The following is a 19,907-nucleotide window of genomic DNA, read 5'->3' as shown; positions in this document are numbered from 1 at the left end:
TCTTCGCGAGCAAGCTCGCTCCCACATTGGATATGCATTCCCCTGTGGGAGCGAGCTTGCTCGCGAAGGCGGCATGACTGCCACCCGAGAATTCAGCCCTGCCATGCCAATTGATTCACCAGATTCGCCGGCTTCTCCCCACTCAACGCAGCCAACAGATTCTCCACCGCACACCGCGCCATCGCCTCGCGCGTCTCATGCGTCGCCGAACCCATGTGCGGTGTCGCCACCACATTATTCAGCTGCAATAGCGGCGAATCGTGATTCAGCGGCTCACGCTCAAACACATCCAGCCCCGCCGCTCGAATCCGTTGATGACGCAGCGCATCGATCATCGCCGCCTCATCGACCACCTTGCCCCGCGAGATATTGATGAAGATGCTTTCCGGGCGCATCAGTGCAAACTGCTCGGTGCCGATCAAGCCTTCGGTCTGCGCCGTCAGCGGCAAGGTCAGGCAAATGAAATCGGCCTGCTTGAGCAAGTCTTCAAGGCTGCGATAGTGCGCATCGAAACGCGCCTCGACCGCCGGTTTGCGCGACTGGCTGTGATAGATCACCGGCATGCCGAATCCGAAATGCCCACGCTGCGCCAACGCCTCGCCGATACGGCCCATGCCGATAATCCCCAGCGTCTTGCCATGCACGTCGGTGCCGAAATGTGCCGGGCCGATATTGCGGTTCCATTGGCCGCTGCGCACCATGTTCGCCAGTTCGACCACACGCCGCGCGGCGGCGAGGATCAGGGCGAAACCGGTGTCTGCGGTGGTTTCGGTGAGCACGTCCGGGGTGTTGCTCAGCAAGATCTTGCGCTGACTCAGGTAATCGATGTCGTAGTTATCGACGCCGACTGAGACGCTAGCGATAGCTTCGAGTTGCGGCGCCAGATCAAGCAACGCGGCATCGAGCTTCAAGCTGGCGCCGAGCAAGCCGTGGGCACGGGGCAGGGCATCGCGCAGTTGCATGAGGCCGTCGGCGTCGAGGCTTTCGATCAGCGTCACTTCGCATTGTTCTTGCAGACGCGCCATCAGCGCGGGCGAAAGTTTCTTGTACAACACGACCTGTTTTTTCATGGCAAAAATCTCTTCAGGAATGCGCCGGCACGGCAGGCGTGGCGACGGCTTTGGCAACGACGCGATCACTGGCGCCGGGCTTGAGAAAAATCGTCAGCACCACCGACAGCAGCAACGCGCCGCTCATCAGCAGGTAAGAAGCGCCGGGCGAACCGGTGGAGCTGTTCAAATAACCGACCAGATACGAGCCGCCGAACGAGCCGAGTGCGCCCATGCTGTTGATCAGTGCCATCGCGCCACCGGCGACGTTGGCCGGAAGAATCTCCGGGACGATGGCAAAGAACGGACCGTAAGGTGCGTACATGCAGGCGCCGGCAATCACCAGCAGCGTGTACGACCACCAGAAGTGTTCTGCGCCCAGCGCGTAGGAGCCGTAAAACGCGATGGATGCGATCAGCAGTGGCGGCCAGACAAAGCGTTTGCGCTTCTGCAGCTTGTCCGAACCCCACGACACCAAAAGCATGCCAATCACCGCCGCCAGATACGGCAGCGCCGACAGCCAGCCGGCCTCGATCATGTCCATTTGCGCGCCGGCCTTGAGAATCGATGGCAGCCACAGTACAAAGCCGTAAACGCCGATGCTCCAGCAGAAAAACTGCAGCGCGAGAATGATCACCTTCGGCGAACGGAACGCCTCGGCGTAGTTCTTCACTGCTTTGATACCGACCTGTTCAGCAGCCAGTGCGCTTTCCAGATCCTGCTTTTCCTGCTCGTTGAGCCACTTGGCCTGCGCTGGACGATCATCGGCCAGACGCCACCAGATAAACGCCCACAGCACCGCCGGCAGGCCCTCGATGATGAACATCCAGCGCCAGCTGAAATGCTGCACCAGATACCCCGAAACCACCGACATCCACAGCATCGTCACCGGGTTGCCGAGGATCAGGAAGGTGTTGGCCCGTGAGCGTTCGGCACGGGTAAACCAATGGCACAGATACACCAGCATCGCTGGCATCACCGCTGCTTCAACCACGCCGAGCATGAAGCGGATGACGATCAGCCAATAGGCGTTGGAGACCACGCCGGTCAACGTGGCGAGAGCACCCCAGAGAATCAGGCTGACGAAAATCAGCTTCTTCACGCTGTGTTTTTGCGCGTAGATCGCACCCGGCACCTGGAAGAAAAAGTAACCGAGGAAGAACAGCGCACCGAGCAGCGATGACAGGCCCGGGGTGATCATCAGGTCTTCGGCCATGCCCGATGCAGCGGCGAAGCCGTAGTTGGCGCGATCCAGATACGCCAGGCTGTAGGTGATGAACACGATAGGCATGATGTACCACCAGCGGCGGGTGGCGAGGGTTACGGTTTTCATGGGTCTTGCTCCTGAGCTTGTTGTTTTTGTCGCAGCAGGTTCAATTATTTGCGCTGACTAGGCTGGCCTCTTCGCGAGCAAGCTCGCTCCCACAGTGTCCGTGGCGTACACAAAACCTGTGGGAGCGAGCTTGCTCGCGAAGTCGGCCTGAAACTCAACCGATAACTCCTGGCGGGTCGGCAACCCCTCCATATCCCCGCGACTCTGCACCGCCCGACTGCCAATCCAGTTCGCACGCTGCACCGCCTCGGCAAAACTCTGGTGCTCAAGCAGGGCACTGATCATCCCCACCGCAAAACCATCACCGGCACCGACCGTGTCGACGACATGCGCCACCGGCACACCGGAGACAAATCCCGATGCCAGATGCGTTCGGTAATAAGCGCCTTGCGGGCCAAGCTTGATCGCCACCGCTTCGGCACCTTGATCAAGATAAAACGCAGCAATGTCCGCCGGGTCTTCGAAACCGGTGAGCAAACGACCTTCGCTCAACCCCGGCAGCACCCAATGGGCGAGGGCGGCGAGGCGGTTGATCTCGCGGATCATTTCGCCCTCGCTGGCCCACAGGCTCGGGCGCAGATTGGGATCGAACGACACGCTGCGTCCGGCGTTGCGCATGCGTGTCATCAGCTCAAAGGACATCTCCCGCGCCGAGGCCGAGAGCGCTGGAGGAATGCCGGTGGCATGCAGATGCCGAGCACTCAGCAAACTGGCCGTGATCGACTGTGGCGACAAATGACTGGCCGCCGAACCGCGCCGGAAATACTCGACCTGCGGGTCGCAGCCATCGTCATTGCGCGATTTGAACTGGAAACCGGTCGGGTGCTGTTTGTCGACGTCGACGTGACTGCAATCCAGACCCTCCTTGATCAAGGTCTCGACCACAAAACGCCCGAGCGAATCATTGCCGACCCGGCTCAGCCACGCGACGTTGAAACCCAGGCGCGACAGCCCGATCGCGACATTGCTGTCGGCCCCGGCGATACGCTTGTGAAAGTGCTCGACCGCCGCCAGATCACCGGTCTGCTCGGCGACCAGCATCGCCATGGTTTCGCCGAACGAAAGAATATCGATCTCAGACATGAGCAGGCTCCAGACGCGATTGGCCGAGGCGGGCGAGGGCGGCGACGTGCTCGGAGGTCAGTTGCACCAGATCCTCGCCCTGCAACGGATATTCGGCGGCGCGCATAACGCCTTGGGCCATGTGCCGCAACAGTTGTTCCCATAGATGCAGGTCACCGACGGCCGGCGGCACCGCCACCAGTTTTCCGTCGGCGCGACGGGCCACGGCTTTGCAGTGCACATAACCGACATGCCGGCCGAGCAGGCGGGCGGCGCTGGCAGCGGACTGGTCCTGCCACTGCCAGTTGCCGATGTCGAAGGTCATCTTGATTGGCAGGTTGTGCTGCTCGACGGCGGCGAAGAAGCGCTGAAATGGCTCAATCCGACCGCCGTGCAGAGTCTGGTCGTTTTCCACCAGCAACTGCACCGGGCTGAGCTTCAAGCGTTCGGCCAGGGCTTGCAGATCGTTGGTGTCGGTGAAGTAGCCGAGGGAGACTTTCAGCCATTTCGAGCCGAACGCTTCGGCTTGTTGCAGTGCGGTGATCAACTCGGGATTGGGCAGCGCCTGCCCGGCCAGCCACAGTTCGGTCGGTGAGGAATAGATGCTTAGCAAGCCCTGCGCCTGCGTGGCCTGCGCCAGTTGCGCCGGGTCTTCGCGCGTCAGCAGCTCTTCGCGCCATTCGATGCGATTGGCCCCGGCGGCAGCCAGAACATCAATGAAAGCATCCTGCCCGCGCTGACGCACAAGCTCGGCGCCGTAGCTGGACAGGCTGATGGAAACGTCGGGTTTATTCATTGTTATTGACCTCTGAAACCGGTTTCATTTTTGTTCAAAAAAATATCAGGTGTTTCTGTGTTGTTCTCTCGGGCGCTATCGCGAGCGGGCTCACTCCTACAGGGGAACGCATTCCAAATGTAGGAGTGAGCCTGCTCGCGATAGCGTCAGCTCAAACAACGCTAATCCCCAAGGTTGACCCACGCTCAACCAGCACCGGCGCAAAATCCACCACCCGCGCCACCTCATCATCCCCACGCAACCGCTTGAGCAAACACTCAAACGCCCGCGCGCCTATCTCCTGCGTCGGCTGAGCCAGCGCGGTAATCCCGCTGCCCACCAACGGATACCAATCCAGATCATCCAGGGCAATCAGCCCGACATCCTCAAACAACCGCACACCCATCTCCCGCAATGCCGTTGTGGCAGTAAGCGCCGCCACACCATTGGCGCAAAACAATGCTTTCGGGCCGTCGCCGGGAGTGTTTAAAAAGGTTTGAAGTTGCGTGTTCAGGTCATCGCCGGTTTCCAGCACCGCCCCGGCCAGGTTCGAATGCAGCGCGATCTGCGCCTGAAAACTGCTGACCCGCTCGATCCGCGAGCTGGTGCCGTCATACGGTTCAGTCACCAGCACCAGATCCCGATAGCCACGTTGCTGTAGATGCGTAAGCGCCATGCCGACAGCCTGCGGGTTGTTCAACCCAACCATGTCGCTGTCCAGTCCGTCGACCTTGCGATCCACCAGCACCAGCGGCATCTCCCGGCGCAGCTCGTGCAGTTCGTCACGGTGATGGCCAAGGGTGTTCACGATCAGCCCTTCGATGTTGTACGAACGCAACAGCGCCAGGTGCTGGCGTTCCTGCTCGTCATCGCGGTCGGTGTTGCACACCACCAGGCTGTAGCCGTGCGCACGGCAAGCGGTTTCCACCCCGTGCATTACGGCAATCGAATAAGGGTTACGGATATCGGCGACGAGCATACCGATCAGGCGCGTGCGTCCACGTTTCAGGCCGCGCGCCATCTGATTGGGGCGGTAGCCGAGCTCGCTGATGGCCTGTTCGATGCGCAGGGCGATTGCATCCGAGAGCAGGACGCGATCATCGCCGATGAAGCGCGAGACGCTGGCTTTGGATACGCCAGCGCGTTCGGCGACATCAAGCATGGTCACGCGGCTGCGCTGGGCGGCGGAGAAGTCGTTCATTGCGGACCTTTTTGTTATTGGGTGGTACTGAAACCGGTTTCAGAAAACAGTATTTGCCGGAAAGCGTCAAGTAATAAACCTCCGAGCGCAGGGGGAGATTCCGATGAACGGTCGAATTACCTGTCAGATCTGACAGTAGGCAAGAAGTTAAAGCAAGCGCCTAATTTGTTGCAGGAACGCTTTGAAAGTTCGCCTGTGGAGATGGTCATGCCGCCTAGTGAAATCCTGCTGTACAACCCGCCAAAAGTAGTCGGAGTTGCAGATGATGATTCTGACGGGCATATCCCGCTGGAGTTGTTGATTACAGGAATAGAAGTGGTTGTTCCGATTTGGCCGGTGCAATCACCAGATGGAAGGCAAGACACGCTTATTGTGCGGATGAGACGGGGAACAGTCATTGAATTTGATTGGAGCCAAACTTACACCACGCCGATCACCGAGCGTGAGTTTGTGATTCCGATTGGTCCTGAGTATTTAACGACGGATGGTGTAGTTGAAGTCTTCTATCAAACCCGTAACTACGTTCAAAATCCGTCAAATTCTCTGCCTCGCAAGCTAACTATCGATCACCTGCCGGTCGTGAGGGATTTAAAGGCGGTAACGTATCCGAAGGCGAATTTACATGGATATCTTAACTGTAAAACAAAGCCTCCGATCTGGACAGGTATAGAGATAAAAGTACCACCTCTTCCCGCGTTTGTGCAAAGTGGAGATAGATGCGAAGTCGAGTGGATTGGTTATCTGAGTCCAAATGGCAGTGGCGTGGCTATCGATCGGACCTATAAGAAAATCATCAAGAGTTCATTGACTCAGGCAGAAATTGATAAAGGTTTTTCTGTCGTTGTTGAACCCTTTGTTCCGCATATTGAACCCATGATCAATAAGGCATCGGCGATTACGACGTACTCCATCTACCAGGGTTTAAAGTTGATTGGTACATCAAAAAAAGGACTGGTAAGGATAGATCGGGTCGTTACGGGAGAAGACTTACCCTGCAGTCCTTGAAACGGGTGGTACATAGTGCTGTGAAAATGAGTGCCGATGTACGCTGAAAGCCTGGCGTGGCGCAATCGTATGTTTAAAAGGAGCAATTACATGAATGCGAAAGTTGAAGGTTCGACATTGGCTCAGAAAATATCGCTAACGAGTGCTGGCAATATTCTTGTAGATCCGGCAAAGATTCCGGCTCAGAATTTGCCTGGCGGTGATTTGCGCATCCCGATTGCATCGCTTACGGCTCCGTTGGAATACCAGATCCCCCAACCTACAGATCAATTCCCCCGGGATAGGCTGACCGTCGATTTGCGGGTAAAAGGCACTGCAACCCTGATTCCAATCGTTCCCAGGCTGGATTTGGGGGCTGTCGCTGACCGTGTATGGCCATTGCCATTATTTATTCCCCTCTCTGAGCTGAGGGAGCTTGCAACGCCTGAAGCACCCACCGAGTGGGAGTTGATCTATATATTATATGCAAACGGAGTTAACCCGAGTCTTCCGATTATTACTGAGTACCACATCGATAGAACCAAACCTTATCAAACCAAAACACCGGCGACCGATTTTTCCCCGCCAGCCATTTCATTTCCCGCCGACTTGCCACCGACCAAGGATATCGATGATGCCTATCTGGGCGCGAATCCTACAGGCATTAAGGTAACCGTGACGCTTGCGGCCAATGCCAATCCCTCAGACGTTTGTGACGTCTATTGGGGGGTGCCTTCGGACCCTGCTTACGCAACCCCCGTCATGAAAGACATTCCATTGCCCCCTTCGGGTGAAATACTGATCCCGGTTGATATTTTTCAGAAATCGACAGAAGGTTTGAATACGCTGACTTTTATTGTCAGAGATCTTGCAGGCAACATTAGCAGGCAATCCAAACCCAATCAGCGCAATGTCCGACGCTTGGCGCCACCCGTACCGTTGCCGCCTGTTGTACCGTTGGCAGATGGCACTGACGGGGATACGTTGATTGATGTGGCTGACTGCAAACTGGGTGTAACCATTGAAGTACCGGTTCCATTGCCAAACTCGCCGTCTGACACCATCATAGCCGAGTGGCAGGGTATCTCACTACCAGAGCAACGAGTCGGCACCAGTACAACTCTGATTTTTCCTGTGGATTACACCACTGTGATCAAGGTTGCCTATGGTTCAACTGATGGGCCGGTGCCTACGACCGTCAGTTATGACATGTTTCGCGGCTCGGGTGCTCCCGTCGCCACAGAGAAAGCAGATATCTCCGTGGATATTTCTTACCCCGGTCCTGTGAATCCGGATGAACCAAGTGAAGTCAATCCGTTGCTTGAGTTGCCTCGGTTGGTGTCGTCACAAGGTGTAGATAATGAGCTTGATGATAATGACCACGGCGAAGACGCCGAGATTTTCATTCAACTCTATGCTGCGCCTCCTACCGAGTCAGCGCAGAGCGTCACGGTCTTTTATGACGATCAGGAGTTGACGCCACCTTGGTTATTGCAGCCGGGTGAAGAGGGTAAAGAAATCGGCCCGTTTACTGTTCCCTGGTCCGTTATCGAAAAGAAACAGATCGCGGATGTGAAGATCAAGTGGCGGTTGACGGCGGTGGGGGGGGCTAATCCGGTATTTTCAAATGAAGAAACGGTTGTCGTTAATATCACCAAAATCGATTTGCCCAAAGTACTGGTGCAAGGTCTCATTTTTGATGAGATTTCCTGCCCGACGCTTAATTTTCTGCCAGTCGATGACCCAAGCTTTCCGGGTGATGGCACTAATCGTCGCAATCTCAAAGTCATTATTCCGTTTAGCGCTTCGCTGATCGATGGGCGGACAGTGACACTGAAGTGGCAAGGCTATGAAGATGAAAGTGCAACGAGACCTATTACTGGAACTTTAGTTACCAGAGACATAGCTATTAGCGGAACTGTACCTCCTGAAGGTATTGAAACGGATATTGGTGCGTACATGACCCATTTCAAACCTGTTTCCGATGGCTACGGAAAACTTACCTATACCATCACCGGTGTTGTCCCAGAGTCTGATGCGGCTGTCCATTTTGTGTTCTTGCTGGATAACGACGGCGATTACTGTGAGATAGCCAATCCGGTTCCTTGACCTATGAATACGGTGGGCACCGAGCAGCGCTTTTGTGTCCGCCGTAGTCGTTTCCCAATAGGATGGAGGTTTCGTCGATTTTTCCTTACGCATTAGGGATAAGTCCTACATAACAACGCGTAATTACTCTTTAGCCTAGCGAACCTTTCAGATGCGCGAGGTTTCATTGAAATCTCGTCAATGAAGTCGATCCTTTTCTCGAGGCAGGTTGTCAGTATGCAAATACCTTTCAGGTCCTTTATTTCCCCCCCTTCCAGGATGACAGCGCTGTGTGTCTCGCTTGTGTTGCCATCTTCCTTTGTATCCGCGGGTTCGTTGGTAGGGGGAACTGCCACTGTCAACAACGGCGATGCCATCGAAAGCTGGTTCCTGACGCAAAACGCAACGCTGAATATCAACAATGCACAGACTCTTGGTATCAACGCGGATAGCTCGAGGGTCAACATAAGCGCGGGCAGTAGTACCAGGGAAATCAGTGTCAGCGATAGTTCCACTCTTTCCATCGATGGGGCGACGGTCACGGGAACAAACGGACAATCAGGTCTGCTCCTAATTTCAAGTCAGGGTAACGTCAATAACAGCACCGTCAGTGGTGAAGAGTTTGGCGCCTCAGCCGTGCGGTTTTCTACTGCTCAGGCCGGTTCCATCCTGAACATAACGGGTAACAGCACCATCACTGGTGTTGACGCTGGAGCATTCGCAACCTCGCATAGCTTGATCAATATTGCGGACTCCACGTTGGTTGGAACGGGCTCTACCAGTTATGGCATGTGGTTGCAGAGTGCCGATGCGATCGTCAGAAGCAGCACGATCACTGGCAACCAGAACGGCGTATTGATCGAACTGGATATCACGGGTACTGCACCTGCGACGCTTGATCTTGATAACACCACTGTCCATGGCGTAACCGGGTCGGCGATTGTCGTCGATTTCGGCAATGTGGCTGTGGAGACGGCCACTTTGACGCTGAATAACTCCCGTTTGTTAGCGGGCAATAACACGTTGTTAGAGGTCAAAGGCGGCGCGACTGCATTGATGACGGTCAACGCGAGCACGTTGAATGGCAACATCATTGTTGAAAACGGAAGCCATTCCGAGTTGACCCTGCAGAACAACTCCGTTCTCACCGGGCGTCTGGAGAACGTCAGCAGTGCGACCATAAGTGATACGTCCCAATGGGTGTTGGTTGACAATAGTCAGGTTGAAAAACTGGTGCTTAATGGTGGCTCGATCAAGTTTGGTGACAACAATGCGTTCTACCAACTGAACGTGGCCGAATTGTCCGGGAGTGGCAAGTTCATCATGGCCACTGATCTGGCGACGGGGCGCACGGACCTGTTGAATGTCACTGGAACCGCCAGTGGTTCGCACCAGTTGCTGATCGAAAGTAGTGGTACGGAACTGCCGGCAGGTCAACCGGTTACGGTCGTCAAAACCGCTGGGGGCGATGCGGTTTTTACGCTTCCCCGTAATGTCGATCAGGGCGCTTATTCCTACGGTTTGGCCAAAAGTGGTAATGACTGGATTCTGGATCCGGAAACACGGGTTATCAGCCCTGGAGCTCGTTCGGTGCTCGCATTGTTCAATACGCCGTTGCCAGCCTGGTACGGAGAGCTGACCTCTTTGCGTACTCGAATGGGCGAATTGCGATTGAACGGTGGCAAGGCGGGCACGTGGGGACGCACCTATGGCAACAAGTATCAAATTGCCGATGGATCCGGTGTCGGTTACGAACAGACCCAATACGGTTTCACGCTTGGGGCGGACACACAGTTGCCGATCGGTGATGGACAATGGTTATTGGGAATCATGGGTGGCCATAGTCAATCCGATCTCAATCTCGATGCGGGCACCTCAGGTAAAGTCGACAGCTATTATCTCGGCACCTATGTCACCTGGCTGGATGCCGCGAGTGGTTACTATCTCGACGGGGTTATCAAAGCGAACCGTTTTCGCAATGATGCGAAGGTCGGTCTGAGCGACGGGGAGCGCGCCAAGGGTGGCTACGACAATACGGGAGTAGGTGGTTCGATCGAGTTCGGCCGGCATATCAAATTCGATGACGGTTATTTCATAGAGCCGTTCACAAAATGGTCTGCCGTGGTTATTCAGGGCAAGGATTTTTCTCTTGATAACGATTTGCATGCCGAAGGTGATCGCGCGCGCTCGCTACTGGGTGAGGCAGGAATTACAGTAGGCCGGAACTACTCATTGAACAACGATATTGGGGTGCAGCCCTACCTGCGTGTGGGGGGAGCTTACGAGTTCGCCAAAAACAATGAAGTTCAGGTCAACAATAACGTGTTCAAGAACGATCTTTCCGGTGCGCGGTCGTTGCTCGGCGCAGGGATGTCCGTGTCAATGACAGACAAGCTGCAAATGCATGCAGATTATGAATACAGTGATGGCAAAAATTTCCGCCAACCGGCGGGGCTAACCCTGGGGCTTCGTTATTCGTTCTAACGTAACGTTGGTAGTCAATAAAAAGGAAGCCTTGGCTTCCTTTTTTTATTGACTACAAGCAACTAAATCAGCAACCCACAACCTTGGCAGATGGGCGACGATGGATTTTTTTGGCAGGTACGCGTTGATAGGCTTCGAAATCAACTTTTACATCAATAGTCCTGCGCGTATCTTCGTCCATGTTTTCGAGAGTTACGCTGATTTGTCCGGAAAAAGTATGGCTCTGGGCGTCGAACGCCACTCGTGCCTGTCCCTGATACTGCGAGTAAACGACGGGTTTCTCGGGATCGCTGTTATCGACAAAAAGTACCCGCACCGTGTAGGCATCCGGAAAGAGACCATATGTAGCGTCCGGCTTCCCTTTTGAAAATGAGATTTTCAGTTCTTTGGTCGTGTAATCAGGTGCAGGCGTCCTTTGCGTTGCGAGCATGACATGAGCTTCACCGTGCGGCGGTGGATAGATGGCATCGAACATCTCAACCAACCCAGCATCGAAGGGTTCTATTCCGTTTACTAAACCGTGGCATTTTCCTTGAAACGTAGATGATGCGACCTTTGCAAGTGCGTTCATTATTCAGTCTCCGCTGTCATGACAAGTGATATCTCGCCTTCAGGAATAAACTGGCGGGATCAGCTTATCTAATGCCAAGTCAACAACTTTGTAACCTGTAAGACCTGACAGTTTACAAACCAGGTTTAGTGTGAAGCTTTATCAAAACGCCTGTCAGTCCAATGTGCGTTTCGAAGATAGCCTTCCGTATTAGCCATTCATCCAAACAACCCTGCTGCAATATTGATCGAAAACCCCAGGATTGCTGTGTTGAAAACAAATCCGATCAACGACTGCGCCAGCACGATTTTCCGTATATCCCGAGTCGCCACGCCGACATCGGCTGTCTGCACCGCTACGCCGATGGTGAACGAGAAGTACAAGAAGTCCCAATAGTTAGGCGTGGTCAGCCCTTCGGCAAAGCGCAGCGCCGGCTCCTTGCCATCCCAGGTGTAATACAACCTCGCGTAGTGCACGCAGAAAATCACCCCGATCAGCAGCCACGAGCCGATCACTGTCAGCGCGGTGAAACCGTAATGCATGAGTTTGCGCGTGGTTTCCAGATCCTTGCTGCCCGCCAGTTCGAAGGTAATGGTCGCCAGACTGGCCAGCGCGGCGATGCACACCACAAACAACACCAGCCCGGCGTTTTCGTCTTCGACCTCAGCGATACGTTTGACGTCCGGCGCCTTGGCACGCACGGTCAGCCAGAACATCAGGATCAGGTAAGTCCAGACACCGGCGTTCCAGCCGATGAGGATTTTGCTGACGATGGAATCGGCGGGGGCCAACAGACCAGTGGCGAGGCCGAAGAGGGCGGCGGCAGACAGGCGAGGGTGGGTGCGGGCGAGGAAGCGCATGGGGACTCGATGGGCCAGGGTAGTTCAGACACCTTAGCCCAGCGATGGCCGGTGTGACCACAGTGCTGGATGTTTGCAGAATCTCTGTGGGAGCGAGCCTGCTCGCGAAGGCGTCCGGTCAGTCAACATCGACGTTGAATGTACCGACGCTTTCGCGAGCAAGCTCGCTCCCACAATTGGTATCAGTGGGGTTTGGTGAAGCGTTGTACGAGCTTCATGACGACGACGAAGAAGACCGGCACGAAGATCACCGCCAGCGTCGCGGTAATCATCCCGCCGATCACTCCTGTACCGATCGCTTGCTGACTCGCCGAACTGGCACCCGTGGCAATGGCCAATGGCACCACGCCGAGAATGAACGCGAGCGACGTCATCACGATCGGCCGCAAGCGCAAGCGAGCAGCCTGCAACGTCGCATCAATCAGATCGTGACCTTCGTCGTACAAGCTCTTGGCAAACTCGATGATCAGGATCGCGTTCTTCGCCGACAGACCGATGATGGTGATCAGACCAACCTTGAAGAACACATCGTTGGGCATGCCGCGCAATGTCACCGCCAGCACCGCGCCGAGCACGCCCAGCGGCACTACCAGCAACACCGAGGTCGGAATCGACCAGCTCTCGTACAGCGCCGCCAGACACAGGAACACCACCAGCAACGACAGCCCAAGCAGGATCGGCGCCTGGTTGCCGGACAAGCGTTCCTGCAACGACAGCCCTGTCCATTCCTGGCCCAGACCTTTCGGCCCCTGCGCCACCAGACGTTCAATCTCCGCCATGGCCTCACCCGTGCTGTGCCCCGGCGACGGTTCGCCGGAAATCGCAATCGCCGGATAGCCGTTGTAACGGGTCAACTGTGCCGGGCCTTGAATCCAGTTGGCCTGCACGAACGCAGACAGCGGCACCATGTGCCCGGTGTTGTTACGTACATGCATTTTCAACAGATCGGCGACCTGGCTGCGTTGATCACCTTCGGCCTGCACGACAACACGCTGCATGCGCCCCTGATTGGGGAAATCGTTGATGTAGCTGGAGCCGACGGCAGTCGACAGCACATTGCCGATATCGGCGAACGAGACGCCAAGGGCATTGGCCTGCTTGCGGTCGACCACCAATTGCACTTGCGGCGCTTCGGCCAGCGCGCTTTCACGCACATTCATCAGTACCGGGCTTTTCTCGGCGGCTGCGAGCAGTTCGGTGCGCGCTTGCATCAAGCTCGCATGGCCGAGGCCGCCGCGATCCTGCAAACGGAACTCGAAACCGCTCGATGTGCCGAGGCCATCCACGGGCGGTGGCAGCACCGAGAACGCCATGGCGTCCTTGATTTCAGTCAGTGCGATATTGGCGCGATCGGCAATCGAGCTGGCGGCATCATCACTGCTGCGCTGCGACCAGTCCTTCAGCGTCGAGAACGCCAAAGCTGCGTTCTGGCCGCTACCGGAGAAGCTGAAACCGAGAATCACCACCGTGTCACTGATCCCCGGCTCGCTGGCGTTATGTGCCTCAAGCTGTTCAGCCACGGCCACCGTGCGGTTCTTGGTAGCGCCGGGCGGCAGTTGAATATCCGTGATGGTGTAGCCCTGATCTTCCACCGGCAGGAACGAGGAGGGCAGACGCGCGAAGCACAGGCCCAGTCCAACCAGCAGCACAGCGTAGATCAGCAGGTAACGGCCGCTGCGTTTCAGCGCATAGCCGACCCAGCCCTGATAGCGATCAGTCAGGCGCTCGAAGCGGCGGTTGAACCAGCCGAAGAACCCGGATTTTTCGTGGTGTTCGCCCTTGGCAATCGGCTTGAGCAGCGTCGCGCACAATGCCGGCGTCAGGGTCAGGGCGAGGAACGCCGAGAACAGAATCGACGTCGCCATCGACAGCGAGAACTGCTGGTAAATCACCCCGACCGAGCCTTGCATGAACGCCATTGGAATAAACACCGCGACCAGCACCAGCGTGATGCCGATGATCGCGCCGGTGATCTGCGTCATCGCTTTGCGTGTGGCTTCCTTGGGCGACAGGCCTTCGGTGGCCATGATCCGCTCGACGTTCTCCACCACGACGATGGCGTCGTCCACCAGAATACCGATGGCCAGGACCATGCCGAACATGGTCAGCACGTTGATCGAGAAGCCCAGCGCGAGCATGGTCGCGAACGTGCCCATCAGCGCCACCGGCACCACCAGCGTCGGGATCAACGTGTAGCGCACGTTCTGCAGGAACAGGAACATCACCGCAAACACCAGCAGCATCGCTTCGCCCAAGGTGTAAATCACTTTGGTGATCGAGACTTTGACGAACGGCGAAGTGTCGTACGGAATCTTGTATTCCACGCCCGCCGGGAAGTAGCGCGACAGCTCATCCATCTTCGCCCGCACCAGGGTCGCGGTGTTCAGCGCGTTGGCGCCCGGCGACAGTTGCACGCCGACAGCGGTCGACGGTTTGCCGTTGAGACGCGTCCCGAACTGGTATTCCTGGCTGCCGATCTCGACCCGCGCGACGTCACCGATGCGCACGGTGGAGCCGTCGCGATTGGCCTTGAGCACAATGTCGGCGAACTCTTGCGGTGTCGACAACTGACCTTTCACCAGAATCGTCGCAGTAATTTCCTGGCTGGACGGATTGGGCAAATCGCCGATGCTGCCGGCGGACACCTGAGCGTTCTGCGCGACGATGGCGGCGTTGACATCGGCCGGCGTCAGGTTGAACGCGATCAGCTTCTGCGGATCGATCCAGATGCGCATGGCCCGTTCGGCGCCATACAACTGCGCCTTGCCGACGCCCTCCAGACGCTTGATCTCGTTCATCACGTTACGCGCCAGATAATCGCTGAGCGCTACGTCATCGAGCTTGCCGTCGCTGGAGGTCAGGGTGATCAGCAAGAGAAAACCGGACGAGACTTTTTCAACCTGCAAACCCTGCTGAGTCACCGCTTGCGGCAGACGCGACTCGACCACCTTGAGGCGGTTTTGCACGTCGACTTGCGCCAGCTCCGGGTTGGTGCCCGGCTGGAACGTGGCTTTGATCGTCGCACTGCCGAGGCTGCTTTGCGATTCGAAGTACAGCAAGTGATCTGCGCCGTTAAGCTCTTCCTCGATCAGGCTGACCACACTTTCATCGACGGTCTGTGCCGAGGCGCCGGGATACACGGCGTAGATTTCGATTTGCGGCGGGGCGACGTCGGGGTATTGCGCCACCGGCAACTGCGGGATGGCCAGCGCACCGGCCAACAGGATGAACAGCGCGACGACCCAGGCAAACACAGGGCGGTCGATAAAGAACTGCGGCATAGAAAAGCGTCCTGCTTACTGACCAGAGGTCTGGGCAAGTGGAAGAGGGGTGTCGTCGATCTGCACGGTTTCGCCGGGGCGGGCGTGTTGCAGGCCTTCGATGACGATGCGGTCGCCGGGCTTGAGGCCGCCGGTGACGATCCAGCGATTGTTCTGCACCGCACCCAGTTGCACCGGTTGCTCAGCGACGCGCATCTGCTCATCGACGGTCAGCACCTGAGCAATGCCGGCGCTGTCACGCTGCACGGCACGCTGCGGCACGGTAATGCCGTTCTGGATGGTGGCCTGCTCCAGACGCACGCGGATGAAACTGCCCGGTAGCAAGTCGAGATCCGGGTTGGGGAATTCGCTGCGCAGGATGATCTGACCCGTGCCCGGGTCGACGGTGATGTCGCTGAAGAGCAATTTGCCTGGCAGCGGATACAGGCTGCCGTCATCCTGAATCAGCGTGGCTTTGACCTGATCCTGGCCGACTTCCTGCAGTTGCCCGGAACGGAACGCGCGGCGCAACTCGTTGAGTTCACGGGTCGACTGGGTGAGGTCGGCGTGAATCGGGTTGAGCTGCTGAATCAGTGCCAACGGCGTGGTTTCGTTCTGCCCGACCAGTGCGCCTTCGGTGACCAGCGCACGGCCGACGCGACCGGAAATCGGCGCGGTGACGGTGGCATAACCCAGATTGAGTTTCGCCCGCTCGACGGCAGCCTTGTTGGCCGCAACGTCAGCGGCGGTTTGCCGGGCATTGGCGCGGGCGTTGTCGTAGTCCTGAGCGCTGATGGCTTTGTCATCGATCAACTGGGCGTAGCGTTGCTCTTGCAGTTTCGCTTGAAAGGCATTGGCTTCTGCCTTGCGCAGCGCAGCTTCGGCGCTGTCGAGGTCAGCCTTGAACGGCGCCGGGTCAATGCGGAACAGCACATCGCCTTTTTTCACGTCGCTGCCTTCGCGGAAGGTGCGTTGCAAGACCACACCGGCCACCCGTGCGCGCACTTCGGCGATGCGTGGCGCGGCGATGCGGCCGCTGAGTTCGCTGCTGATCGTCAGGGGATGCGCTTCGAGCGTCTCGATGCGCACCGTGGCCGGTGATGCCTGATCCTCGGCTTTCGAGGATGAATCACAGGCGCTCAGTGTCAGCGCCATCGCGATCAGGCCGAGTCCGGCCAGCAGTTTCTTCGACATGTACAACCCCCAATATTGATGTCCGCATCCTACGGGCAGACGCCGAGATTAGCGGTGAAGCTTTGTAGGCGCTGTGTGAAATTGTGTAAGGGTTTTGCTCAGGGATGGGCGAGGGCGTATATCCTTCAGGTCTTGAATTCTTTTGTGACGGTTAAACCGCTTTCGCGAGCAAGCTCGCTCCCACATGGGTTTTGTGAACAGTGCAAAACCACTGTGGGAGCGAGCTTGCTCGCGAAAGCGGTCTGACATCCACCACAGCAATATCTGGATCACCCATGCCCAACATCCTCCTGGTCGAAGACGACACCGCCCTCGCCGAACTGATTTCCAGCTACCTGGAACGCAACGGTTATTCCGTCAGTGTGATCGGCCGTGGCGACCACGTGCGTGAACGGGCGCGGGTCAATCCGCCGGATCTGGTGATCCTCGACCTGATGCTGCCCGGCCTTGATGGACTGCAAGTCTGCCGTTTATTGCGCGCCGATTCGGCGACGCTGCCGATCCTGATGCTGACGGCTCGCGATGACAGTCACGATCAAGTGCTGGGCCTGGAAATGGGCGCCGACGATTACGTCACCAAACCGTGCGAGCCGCGCGTGTTGCTGGCACGGGTGCGCACCTTGTTGCGCCGCAGCAGCCTCGGCGAACCGCTGACCGCCAATGACCGCATTCTCATGGGCAATCTGTGCATCGACCTGTCTGAGCGCACCGTGACGTGGCGCGATCAGCCGGTCGAGCTGTCCAGCGGCGAATACAACTTGCTCGTGGTGCTGGCTCGCCATGCCGGCGAAGTGTTGAGCCGCGACCAGATCCTGCAGCGTCTGCGCGGGATCGAATTCAACGGCACCGATCGCTCGGTGGACGTGGCGATTTCCAAGCTGCGCCGCAAATTCGACGACCACGCCGGCGAGGCGCGCAAGATCAAGACCGTGTGGGGCAAGGGCTATCTGTTCAGCCGCTCAGAGTGGGAATGCTGAGCTGATGTTTCGCATCCTGTTTCGCCTGTATCTGGTGACGATCGTCTCCTACAGCGCGGCGATCTATCTGGTGCCGGATCTGGTGGTCATGGCGTTCCGGGATCGCTTCGTCACTTACAACCTCGATTATTCGCGCGGTCTGCAATCGCTGATTACCCGTCAGTTTCACGCCGTGCCGCAGGAGCAGTGGCCGGCGCTGGCGGCGTCGATGGACAAGGATTTTCAGCCGCTGCACATCGTCCTCGCGCGGATCGACGATGCCGGGTTCACCGCTATCGAGCAGCAACGCCTGCGCCGTGGTGAAAACGTCGTTCGCATTGGCGACTGGGGCTGGCGCACGCTGGCGGTGACGCCGCTGGACGACACCACCGCCGTGCAAATGGTCGTGCCGCCGGATCCGCTGGACGTCAATCTGTTGTACTGGAGCATCAACGTGCTGATCGGCGCGAGTCTACTCGCCTGCCTGTTGATGTGGCTGCGCCCGCACTGGCGTGATCTGGAACGCCTCAAAGGCACTGCCGAACGCTTCGGTAAAGGTCACTTGAGCGAGCGCACAAAAATCGCCCCGAGCTCCAACATCGGCAGCCTCGCCAATGTTTTCGACACCATGGCGGGCGATATCGAAAACCTGCTCAATCAGCAACGTGACCTGCTCAACGCCGTGTCCCATGAACTGCGTACGCCACTGACGCGCCTGGATTTCGGCCTGGCTTTAGCCCTGTCCGATGACTTGCCGAGCGCCAGCCGCGAGCGCTTGCTGGGACTGGTCGCGCACATTCGCGAGCTGGATGAGTTGGTGCTGGAGTTGCTTTCTTACAGCCGTTTGCAGAACCCGGCGCAACTGCCGGAGCAGGTCGAGGTGTCGCTGGATGAGTTCATCGACAGCATTCTGGGCAGTGTCGATGAAGAGCTGGAGTCGCCGGAGATCGTTATTGATGTATTGCTGCACGGTCAGTTGGAGCGTTTTTCGCTCGATCCACGCCTGACCGCGCGGGCGATCCAGAACCTGCTGCGCAATGCCATGCGCTATTGCGAGAAACGCATTCAGATTGGCGTGCAGGTCAATGCCGAGGGCTGTGAGATCTGGGTCGATGATGACGGCATCGGTATTCCCGATGATGAGCGAGAGCGGATTTTCGAGCCGTTCTATCGACTTGATCGCAGTCGGGATCGGGCTACGGGTGGGTTTGGTCTTGGTCTGGCGATCAGCCGTCGCGCGCTGGAGGCACAGGGCGGCACGTTGACCGTTGAGTCTTCACCGTTGGGCGGGGCACGTTTCCGGCTGTGGTTGCCCAATAACGCCTGAGCTGCGTGACGCTGAAAATCTACCTGTGGGAGCGAGCCTGCTCGCGAAGGCGTCGGGTCAGTCAACGCATACCTGGCTGACATACCGCCTTCGCGAGCAGGCTCGCTCCTACAGGGAATTGCGTTGTTCAGACCAGCTCTGTGGATTGAATCAACCCGACCCCGGCACTTCGCATCCGCTCAATCGCTGCCGCCAGTGATCCATTCAGATCGATCGCCCGGCACGCATCCAGCACCACATAAGTATTGAACCCCGCCGCCCGCGCATCCAGCGCCGAAAACATCACGCAGAAATCCAGTGCCAGCCCCACCATGTAAACCGTATCGATCCCGCGCTCTTTCAGGTAACCGGACAGCCCCGTGGTGGTGCGGCGATCGGCTTCCAGAAAGGCTGAATAGCTGTCGATATCCGGATTGCAGCCCTTGCGAATGATCAGTTGGGCGTGAGGCAGGTCAAGTTCCCGGTGAAACTCGGCCCCCGGTGTCGATTGCACACAATGGTCGGGCCAGAGCGTCTGCTCGCCATAAGGCAATTGGATGACATCGTAGGGCTGGTGCCCGGGATGACTGGACGCGAATGAGGCGTGACCGGTCGGGTGCCAGTCCTGTGCGACGACAACCTGGGTGAACTGGCGGGCGAGCCGGTTGATCAGCGGCACAATCAGGTCTCCTTCGGGGACCGCTAATTGACCGCCGGGGGTGAAGTCGTTTTGAACGTCGATCACCAGTAAGGCAGAGCGGGATGAATCTGGCATCGTGGAGGCATCCTCGGAAAAAATACGCGC

General features: G+C 57.3%; 15 protein-coding genes. 5 read left to right on the top strand and 10 right to left on the bottom strand.

Annotation, left to right across the window (positions count from 1 at the left end; translation table 11 throughout):
• Positions 1-92: 92 nt before the first annotated feature.
• The 5 genes from CLU80_RS29690 to CLU80_RS29670 form a co-directional block, all read right to left on the bottom strand.
• Positions 93-1,070 carry a 2-hydroxyacid dehydrogenase gene (locus tag CLU80_RS29690; protein ID WP_099759275.1) on the bottom strand — a complete coding sequence of 326 codons (978 nt, stop codon included), beginning with the start codon at positions 1,068-1,070 and terminating at the stop codon, positions 93-95.
• 13 nt (positions 1,071-1,083) lie between these two features.
• Positions 1,084-2,382 carry an MFS transporter gene (locus CLU80_RS29685; protein WP_099759274.1) on the bottom strand — a complete coding sequence of 433 codons (1,299 nt, stop codon included), beginning with the start codon at positions 2,380-2,382 and terminating at the stop codon, positions 1,084-1,086.
• Between the two features lie 57 nt (positions 2,383-2,439).
• A complete protein-coding gene (locus CLU80_RS29680; RefSeq protein ID WP_099759273.1) occupies positions 2,440-3,465 on the bottom strand; it encodes a sugar kinase in 1,026 nt (341 codons plus the stop codon).
• Complete coding sequence (locus CLU80_RS29675; RefSeq protein WP_099759272.1) at positions 3,458-4,240, bottom strand: sugar phosphate isomerase/epimerase family protein; 783 nt, start codon at positions 4,238-4,240, stop codon at positions 3,458-3,460. The genes CLU80_RS29680 and CLU80_RS29675 overlap by 8 nt, the downstream gene beginning before the upstream one ends.
• A gap of 151 nt (positions 4,241-4,391) precedes the next feature.
• Positions 4,392-5,420 (bottom strand): LacI family DNA-binding transcriptional regulator, encoded by a 1,029-nt coding sequence (locus tag CLU80_RS29670; protein ID WP_099759271.1) that lies wholly within the window; start codon positions 5,418-5,420, stop codon positions 4,392-4,394.
• A 165-nt stretch (positions 5,421-5,585) separates the two neighbouring features.
• Between CLU80_RS29670 and CLU80_RS29665 the strand changes: the two genes are divergently transcribed.
• The 3 genes from CLU80_RS29665 to CLU80_RS29655 all read left to right on the top strand — a co-directional run bounded on the left by CLU80_RS29665 (position 5,586) and on the right by CLU80_RS29655 (position 10,976).
• Positions 5,586-6,425 (top strand): hypothetical protein, encoded by an 840-nt coding sequence (locus tag CLU80_RS29665; RefSeq protein ID WP_286079806.1) that lies wholly within the window; start codon positions 5,586-5,588, stop codon positions 6,423-6,425.
• A 90-nt stretch (positions 6,426-6,515) separates the two neighbouring features.
• A complete protein-coding gene (locus CLU80_RS29660) occupies positions 6,516-8,513 on the top strand; it encodes a hypothetical protein (RefSeq protein ID WP_099759269.1) in 1,998 nt (665 codons plus the stop codon).
• Positions 8,514-8,729: 216 nt separating this feature from the next.
• Positions 8,730-10,976, top strand: coding sequence for an autotransporter outer membrane beta-barrel domain-containing protein (locus CLU80_RS29655; RefSeq protein WP_099759435.1), 2,247 nt, complete (start codon positions 8,730-8,732; stop codon positions 10,974-10,976).
• A gap of 67 nt (positions 10,977-11,043) precedes the next feature.
• On the opposite strand, the gene CLU80_RS29650 is transcribed toward CLU80_RS29655, so the two are convergent.
• From CLU80_RS29650 to CLU80_RS29635, 4 genes are all read right to left on the bottom strand, one after another.
• The gene (locus CLU80_RS29650) at positions 11,044-11,547 is read right to left on the bottom strand and encodes a hypothetical protein (protein ID WP_093431160.1); all 504 of its coding nucleotides are present in this window, start codon (positions 11,545-11,547) and stop codon (positions 11,044-11,046) included.
• Between the two features lie 197 nt (positions 11,548-11,744).
• Positions 11,745-12,386, bottom strand: coding sequence for a DUF1345 domain-containing protein (locus CLU80_RS29645; RefSeq protein WP_016984456.1), 642 nt, complete (start codon positions 12,384-12,386; stop codon positions 11,745-11,747).
• Between the two features lie 182 nt (positions 12,387-12,568).
• A complete protein-coding gene (locus CLU80_RS29640) occupies positions 12,569-15,667 on the bottom strand; it encodes a multidrug efflux RND transporter permease subunit (RefSeq protein ID WP_099759268.1) in 3,099 nt (1,032 codons plus the stop codon).
• 15 nt (positions 15,668-15,682) lie between these two features.
• Entirely contained in the window at positions 15,683-16,840 is a 1,158-nt protein-coding gene (locus tag CLU80_RS29635) for an efflux RND transporter periplasmic adaptor subunit (RefSeq protein WP_099759267.1), read from the bottom strand.
• A 275-nt stretch (positions 16,841-17,115) separates the two neighbouring features.
• Here CLU80_RS29635 and CLU80_RS29630 point away from each other — a divergent pair, with 275 nt between their 5' ends.
• Together CLU80_RS29630 and CLU80_RS29625 are read left to right on the top strand one after the other, a co-directional pair.
• Complete coding sequence (locus CLU80_RS29630) at positions 17,116-17,817, top strand: response regulator (RefSeq protein WP_007912171.1); 702 nt, start codon at positions 17,116-17,118, stop codon at positions 17,815-17,817.
• 4 nt (positions 17,818-17,821) lie between these two features.
• Complete coding sequence (locus CLU80_RS29625; protein WP_093431171.1) at positions 17,822-19,123, top strand: ATP-binding protein; 1,302 nt, start codon at positions 17,822-17,824, stop codon at positions 19,121-19,123.
• Between the two features lie 127 nt (positions 19,124-19,250).
• On the opposite strand, the gene pncA is transcribed toward CLU80_RS29625, so the two are convergent.
• Positions 19,251-19,877, bottom strand: a complete 627-nt coding sequence (gene pncA / locus CLU80_RS29620; protein WP_099759266.1) for a bifunctional nicotinamidase/pyrazinamidase — start codon at positions 19,875-19,877, stop codon at positions 19,251-19,253.
• Positions 19,878-19,907 lie beyond the last annotated feature (30 nt).

Source organism: Pseudomonas sp. 29, assembly GCF_002754355.1.
Lineage (GTDB): Bacteria > Pseudomonadota > Gammaproteobacteria > Pseudomonadales > Pseudomonadaceae > Aquipseudomonas > Aquipseudomonas neuropathica.
The sequence above is the reverse complement of the archived record's forward strand: the minus strand, read 5'-3'. Positions and strand labels throughout refer to the sequence as shown.

Excerpts from the sequence above, each read along its gene's own strand:
- CLU80_RS29690 (WP_099759275.1), bottom strand. The coding sequence starts at position 1,070 with ATGAAAAAACAGGTCGTGTTGTACAAGAAACTTTCGCCCGCGCTGATG.
- CLU80_RS29685 (WP_099759274.1), bottom strand. The coding sequence starts at position 2,382 with ATGAAAACCGTAACCCTCGCCACCCGCCGCTGGTGGTACATCATGCCT.
- CLU80_RS29680 (WP_099759273.1), bottom strand. The coding sequence starts at position 3,465 with ATGTCTGAGATCGATATTCTTTCGTTCGGCGAAACCATGGCGATGCTG.
- CLU80_RS29675 (WP_099759272.1), bottom strand. The coding sequence starts at position 4,240 with ATGAATAAACCCGACGTTTCCATCAGCCTGTCCAGCTACGGCGCCGAG.
- CLU80_RS29670 (WP_099759271.1), bottom strand. The coding sequence starts at position 5,420 with ATGAACGACTTCTCCGCCGCCCAGCGCAGCCGCGTGACCATGCTTGAT.
- CLU80_RS29660 (WP_099759269.1), top strand. The coding sequence starts at position 6,516 with ATGAATGCGAAAGTTGAAGGTTCGACATTGGCTCAGAAAATATCGCTA.
- CLU80_RS29655 (WP_099759435.1), top strand. The coding sequence starts at position 8,730 with ATGCAAATACCTTTCAGGTCCTTTATTTCCCCCCCTTCCAGGATGACA.
- CLU80_RS29650 (WP_093431160.1), bottom strand. The coding sequence starts at position 11,547 with ATGAACGCACTTGCAAAGGTCGCATCATCTACGTTTCAAGGAAAATGC.
- CLU80_RS29645 (WP_016984456.1), bottom strand. The coding sequence starts at position 12,386 with ATGCGCTTCCTCGCCCGCACCCACCCTCGCCTGTCTGCCGCCGCCCTC.
- CLU80_RS29640 (WP_099759268.1), bottom strand. The coding sequence starts at position 15,667 with ATGCCGCAGTTCTTTATCGACCGCCCTGTGTTTGCCTGGGTCGTCGCG.
- CLU80_RS29635 (WP_099759267.1), bottom strand. The coding sequence starts at position 16,840 with ATGTCGAAGAAACTGCTGGCCGGACTCGGCCTGATCGCGATGGCGCTG.
- CLU80_RS29630 (WP_007912171.1), top strand. The coding sequence starts at position 17,116 with ATGCCCAACATCCTCCTGGTCGAAGACGACACCGCCCTCGCCGAACTG.
- CLU80_RS29625 (WP_093431171.1), top strand. The coding sequence starts at position 17,822 with ATGTTTCGCATCCTGTTTCGCCTGTATCTGGTGACGATCGTCTCCTAC.
- pncA (WP_099759266.1), bottom strand. The coding sequence starts at position 19,877 with ATGCCAGATTCATCCCGCTCTGCCTTACTGGTGATCGACGTTCAAAAC.